Here is a 926-nt window from a genome sequence, read left to right as displayed (position 1 = left end):
TAACTCTATATCATTCTTCCAATTTTTAAGTCTTCCATTGCCGGTTATCTCATATACTATATCTGCAACCGTTACATCATCAGCTCTTCCGCTATAGCTCACCATACCCACTTCTAACAACTTTCTTAACCTTTGCTCGGTTATAAAATATTTCTCCGTTAAAATAGAAACTTGCTGAATGTTATGATTTATAAATAAAGAGATATTAAGTGCATCATCCCCTTGTCTATTTAAACAGCTAACATCTGCACCTTGGTTAACTAAATACTTAACTACTCCAATATGACCATGTTTTGCTGCAATTATAAGCGGAGTATCTTTTTCTTCATTGTTTTGGTCATTTATATCTGTTCTACCTTGTGTTAATATGCTTTTAACCCCCTCTAAATCTCCACTCTCTGCTGCTTTATGTAGTTCGGTTTTTTCTATTACCCCAACTTCTCTCCTAAATCCTAGTGTTCCTTTTCCTAAATAGTAATCATATACTTCAGTTGAGAGGCCTCTCTCTGTTGCTGATTCCTTAAATACTTCTAAAAGTGTCTTTTTCTGGGCTTCAGTAAAAGTAATTTCATGTGTTCTACCTAAATCTTTAACTATTAAGCTGTTTCCATTTAATATTGCTTGTGACTTTATTTTAAGCAAATGTTGAAAAATATGCTCTATCCAGAGGGGATTAGAACAGTATTTAAAACAATATAGATTTACTATATTTAAACTTTTTTCTTTACTTATTTCAGCAATCTTTATATTGCTTGTTATATTATCTGCTATAATATTACCTACTCTTTCTTCCCGACCTACTCTTATACTACCCAGTGCTTTAGCTGCCCTCCACCTAACCCTATCATCATTATCCTTTAAAGCATTTAGCAGGTACTACTATATCTCCATGCCCTGCTCCTACTTTAACCAGTACTTCAGCTACA

Annotated in this window: 1 protein-coding gene; it reads right to left on the bottom strand. The window is 33.6% G+C overall.

What is annotated here, in order from left to right:
* The coding region (locus NF27_RS10925) for an ankyrin repeat domain-containing protein (protein WP_161791738.1) at window positions 1–642 on the bottom strand (642 nt) is incomplete at its 3' end.
* Window positions 643–926 lie beyond the last annotated feature (284 nt).

This window comes from Candidatus Jidaibacter acanthamoeba, assembly GCF_000815465.1.
Classification (GTDB): domain Bacteria; phylum Pseudomonadota; class Alphaproteobacteria; order Rickettsiales; family Midichloriaceae; genus Jidaibacter; species Jidaibacter acanthamoebae.
Note: the sequence above shows the minus strand (reverse complement) of the source record. Positions and strands in the feature narration are given on the sequence as shown.